Origin of the sequence: Rhodoferax sp. (assembly GCF_011391645.1) — a bacterium.
Lineage (GTDB): Bacteria > Pseudomonadota > Gammaproteobacteria > Burkholderiales > Burkholderiaceae_C > Rhodoferax.
In genome coordinates this window covers 1-4,533 of the sequence record NZ_JAABQC010000143.1, presented here as the reverse complement: position 1 = coordinate 4,533, position 4,533 = coordinate 1, and the positions used below count along the sequence as shown (strand labels likewise).

At 62.2% G+C, this 4,533-nt stretch carries 3 protein-coding genes; all 3 read right to left on the bottom strand.

Going from position 1 to position 4,533, the window contains the following annotated elements; genetic code table 11:
- Positions 1-45: 45 nt before the first annotated feature.
- Positions 46-429: a DUF6394 family protein gene (locus tag GPS82_RS13300; protein ID WP_296495514.1), complete on the bottom strand. Its 384-nt coding sequence runs from the start codon at positions 427-429 to the stop codon at positions 46-48.
- 175 nt (positions 430-604) lie between these two features.
- On the bottom strand, positions 605-2,653 hold the full coding sequence (locus GPS82_RS13295) for a cache domain-containing protein (RefSeq protein ID WP_296495512.1): 2,049 nt from the start codon (positions 2,651-2,653) through the stop codon (positions 605-607).
- On the bottom strand, positions 2,650-4,044 hold the full coding sequence (locus GPS82_RS13290; RefSeq protein ID WP_296495510.1) for a sigma-54 dependent transcriptional regulator: 1,395 nt from the start codon (positions 4,042-4,044) through the stop codon (positions 2,650-2,652). Before GPS82_RS13290 ends, GPS82_RS13295 begins: the two co-directional genes overlap by 4 nt.
- Between the last annotated feature and the right edge of the window lie 489 nt (positions 4,045-4,533).

The following is a 4,533-nucleotide window of genomic DNA, read 5'->3' as shown; positions in this document are numbered from 1 at the left end:
TCATGCACTACCCATGCGCGATGCGGTGATCTGGTGTCGGCGCGCTCAGCGCCCTTGTCTGAGGGTTTCCCCAATCAAAAGAGTCACCGATACCAGGTTTGCCAAAAGCGCGCCGCCTGACAGTGACACGACGGTGGACATGGAGTAAGAGTCCATGGGCAGCCCATTAAAGTGAACATGAACCATCCACACCACCGAGGCTGCAATGAGCTGCAAGCTGGCGACCAAAGAGGTCGCCAGGTGGGTGGCGCCCAGGTGCGTACGGTCGCCAAACTTGAGCACCGTCGCTATCAAATTGATGGCCAGGGCGATGCCCAGTTCCATCGGGTGGTGCAGATCAACCCGGTCAATGTCGCCTATGAAAAACCCGAAGTTCAGCGTGCAGGCCAGGATGATGAAGAAACCAAAGATGACTTTTTCGAGATTCATGGCGCGAGTATACGAACAGATTTGGAGTCAATACACTCGTCAATATTATCAGGCACCCACCCGGCTGGCACTGTCCCATCCCCACCGCAGGCGCATTGGCACCCGCATCCTCACGCGGTTGGGCAACTGTGCGGCTCGTTCGATGGTGGCATGTGTGTGCGGCGGCGACTTCAGTTCAGTAGACCGTGGGTGCGTCTGTGCTTGCCTCGCACAGCAAGGCAACGCAGAAGACGGCGCCGGGTGAGTCTTCGCCCCGGTCGCGCCGGTTGCCGGCCCGGATGCCGCCGCCGTAGCGTTCCACCAGCCCCTGGCTGATCCACAGGCCCAGGCCGTTGCCTTCGTTTTTGGTGGTGAAAAACGGGCTGAATAATTTGTCGTGCACCGCCGCGCCAAGGCCTGGGCCGGTATCACAGACTTCGATCAGCACACCCTCGCGGCCCTCGGTGTCAGTCTGATTGACGCTGCGCAGCAGCAGTTCGCCGCCCTCGGGCATGGCCTGGACGGCGTTGATGATCAGGTTAATCAGCACCTGTTGCAACTCTTGTTGGTTGATGTTGACGCGCTGGCTGGCCAGCCACTGGCGCTGCACGCTGATGTGCGTGCGGTTGAGCAAGTGCTCCACCAGCACCAGTGAGCTTGCCAAGGCGTGGTTCACGTCCACCGCCTCGACATAGCCGGCGTAGTCGTTGGGGCGGGCGTATTGCAGCAGCTGCGTCACGATCAGGCGCATGCGCTCAATTTGCTGGTCCATCAGCTTGAGCTCCGGGGCCACCGGCAGGGCGTGCTGGCCCAGCGTTTCACGCATCAGGTCAAGATTGCCCTGCATGACGGCAATCGGGTTGTTGATTTCGTGCGCCACACTGGCGGTGAGCTGGCCAATGGCGGCCAGCTTTTCTGATTTCACCAGTTGCGCCTGCGCTTGCTGCAGGGACTGGTGGCTCTCGGCCAAAGCGCGGGTGCGCTCGGTGACCTTGGCGTCAAGCTCCTGCCCCCAGCGCTGCAGGGTGCAGGTTTTGTCGTCGACCGCAATCAACAGTTGGTCCAGATGGCTGGCCAGCGCGCCAAGTTCGTCCTGCTGTGCCAGCGGCCCGACCCGCGCCGCAGCGTTGCCGTCCTGCACCTGCTGCATGGTGCGGTTCATGAGTTCTACCGGCTGAAAAATGCTGCGCGCCCAGCGCAGTGACAGCCAGGCCGCCAGCACCATGGCGATCGCAAAGATGCCCACAACAACGGCCAGCAGGCCGTGTTTGGTCTGGCGAAACGGCGCTTCCAGGTAACCCACATAAAGCATGCCGACGCGCTCTCTTTGGCCGTTGAGCAGGGGTTCATACGCCGACACATACCAGTCGTTGACCACGAAGGCCCGGTCCAGCCAGGTCTCGCCGCGCACCAGCACGGCCTCGCGCACGGCCTGTGACACGCGGGTGCCAATGGCGCGCTGGTCCTGGAACAGGCGCACATTGGTGGTGATGCGCACGTCGTCCAGAAACAGTGTGGCGGTGCCAACACTGCCCAGCGGCAAGGAGCCCTCGGGGTAAACAATCTGGTTGATGTGATCGATCAAGGCCAGGTTCTGGTTGAGCAGCACGCCGGCGCGTAACCACGCCAGCGGCTGGCCTTGCGCGTCAGCCACCGCAAAGCTGGCCAGCATCACCAGCGCCTGGTCTTCGACGCTGCGCGCGCTGGTCGCAGCGCCCTGGGTGGGGATCAGCGCAATGTTCAGGCGCGGTCCCAGGTGCGGTGCCAGCGTCAGCAACTCAGCGCGGCTGAGCCGCTGCAATTGCACGCCTGGCGCGTCCGGCAAACGGTGGCTGGGACGGTTGGCCGCATCAACGGCGTCCTGCCAACTGGCACTCAGCAGTTGCCCGTCGAGTGTGTACAGATTGACAAAATCAAAGCTCAGGCGCTGGCGGGCCTGCACCAGTTCCTGGTTCAAGGCCAAAGGTTCTTGCGCGGCCAGTGCCAGGTGCAGGGTGTGTGCATTGGCCAGCGCCTGGGTGCCGGTGCCCACCTCGGACAGCACTTGATCAAAGTAGCCGTGTGCAACTGCCAGGTCGCTGCGCACCTTGGTGATCAGCAAGCGGTCATAGGCCGAACTGCCCCAGGTGACCAGCGCGGCCACCAGCAAGGGCAGCACCACCAGGAGCGGCAGCAAGGACAACGCCATCAGCTTGTGGCGCACCGACAAGTGCTGCCAGTGCCGGCGCAACCCTGGTTCGCTCAAGCGTCGGCCCATTCGGCGCAACGGCGCTCCAGTGTGCGCCTTGAAATACCCAGCAATTCCGCAGCGCGGCTCTTGTCGCCTTGGACGCTGTCGAGCACCGACTGGATGTGCTGTTTTTCCAGGCTCTGCAGGTTGGTGGTGGCGCTCTGGCTGGCCTGGGGCTGGCGCGCTGCGGCATCGTAAAGGGCCGACACATTGAGCTCGCCCAGAATCAGCGAGCGCTCGATCAGGTTGCGCAGTTCCCGGGCATTTCCCGGCCAGTCGTACTGCATCAGGTAATCCATCTGCTCCGGGCTGATGGCCAATTTCGCCACGCCCATGCGCTGCGCCAGTTGCGCGTTGAAGTGGGCGACCAGCTCGGCAATGTCCTGCTTGCGCTCACGCAACGGGGCCAGCGTGATGTCAACCACCTGCAACCGGTAGTACAGGTCCTTGCGAAAACGCCCGGCCGCGACCTCGTCTTTCAAGGTGCGGTTGGTGGCGGCCATGATGCGCGCATTGACTGGCACAAGCTGACTGCTGCCCAGCGGTCGAATATGCAGATCCTCCAGGGCGCGCAACAGCGATGCCTGCACGGCCAGCGGCAGTTCGGCCACTTCGTCCAGAAACAAGGTGCCGCCCTGGGCGTAGTAAAACAGGCCGTCACGCGCATGCTGGGCTCCTTTGACAGCGCTTTTGGCGTAGCCAAACAGGCTGCCCTCCATGAACTCTGGCGATATGCTGGCGCAGTTGACCGGCACAAACGGGCCGCGCTGGCGCGGGCTCATCTGGTGCAGGGCGCGCGCCACCATTTCCTTGCCGGTGCCCGATTCACCCTGCAGCAGAACGGTGCTGTCCACCATGGCGACCCGCGTCAGCGTGTCGCGCAGCGCCTGCATGAAGGCCGAGTGGCCAATCAGGCCGGTGCTGGTGTCGATTTGACGGGACAGCGTGTGCCTGAGCACAAAATTTTCTCGCGCCAATCTGGCGCACTCAAAGCAGTGCTTGATGGCGTTCAGGATCTGCGGCACCCGGAATGGCTTGAGGATGAAGTCGGAGGCACCGGCGCGCAGGGCTTCAATGGCAGTTTCCAGGTCGGCAAAGGCGGTGATCAGAATGACATAGCCCCGGAAACCCTGTTCGCGCAGCGATTTGAGCCAGGCCACGCCGCTTTGTCCAGGCAGTGAGATGTCCAGAATGATCAGGTCCACATGCTGCTGCTGCAAGCACTCCGCGCCCTCTTCGGCGCTGCCGGCCACATGCACGCGGTGGCAGCGGGGCGCCAGGCTTTTGAGCAAGAAGTTGCGCATGCCAGGCTCGTCGTCCACGACCAAAATAGACCAGTCCGGCCAGCCGTCAGGCGGCGTGGCGGGCACGGAATCAGGCTGTGTGGGGGGTAAAAACGTGGTCATGTGGGCTCTGAATTCTAGCGATAGACCCGACAAAATTAGTCGGATATAAATATTTACTGACCTGTTTGAGGGGCAACAGCAAGGTTGCAGCTGCGGCCGCATGGCCGGGCAGGCGCCGAGCCTTCGTGACAACTTGTCGCAAACGGCATGACAGTTTGGCGTGCCAGGCGCGGGGTTCGCACCTTGCCAGGGTGTTGCAGGCATTTGCAGCAGCCCAATTCCATCGTGGCGAGGGAGCCTCTTTCGCAGTACGCGACTCCCGGTGCCTTGTGGGAGGCTCGCCTTCGGGCCGATGGTTGCTTTGGTGGCATGCAATCTGCTTAGGCGCGGGTGGGGGCTTGAAGCCGCGCCGACGACAGGCGCGCGCAAAACCTATGACCCCTTGCGTGACAGGGTCAGCGCTTGGGTTTTCCCCATTGAACATCAGTCCGCTTCTTGCTAGATTCAGCATCACGCAAGCTATATTGCTGCGCTCACAAGTATTTCACC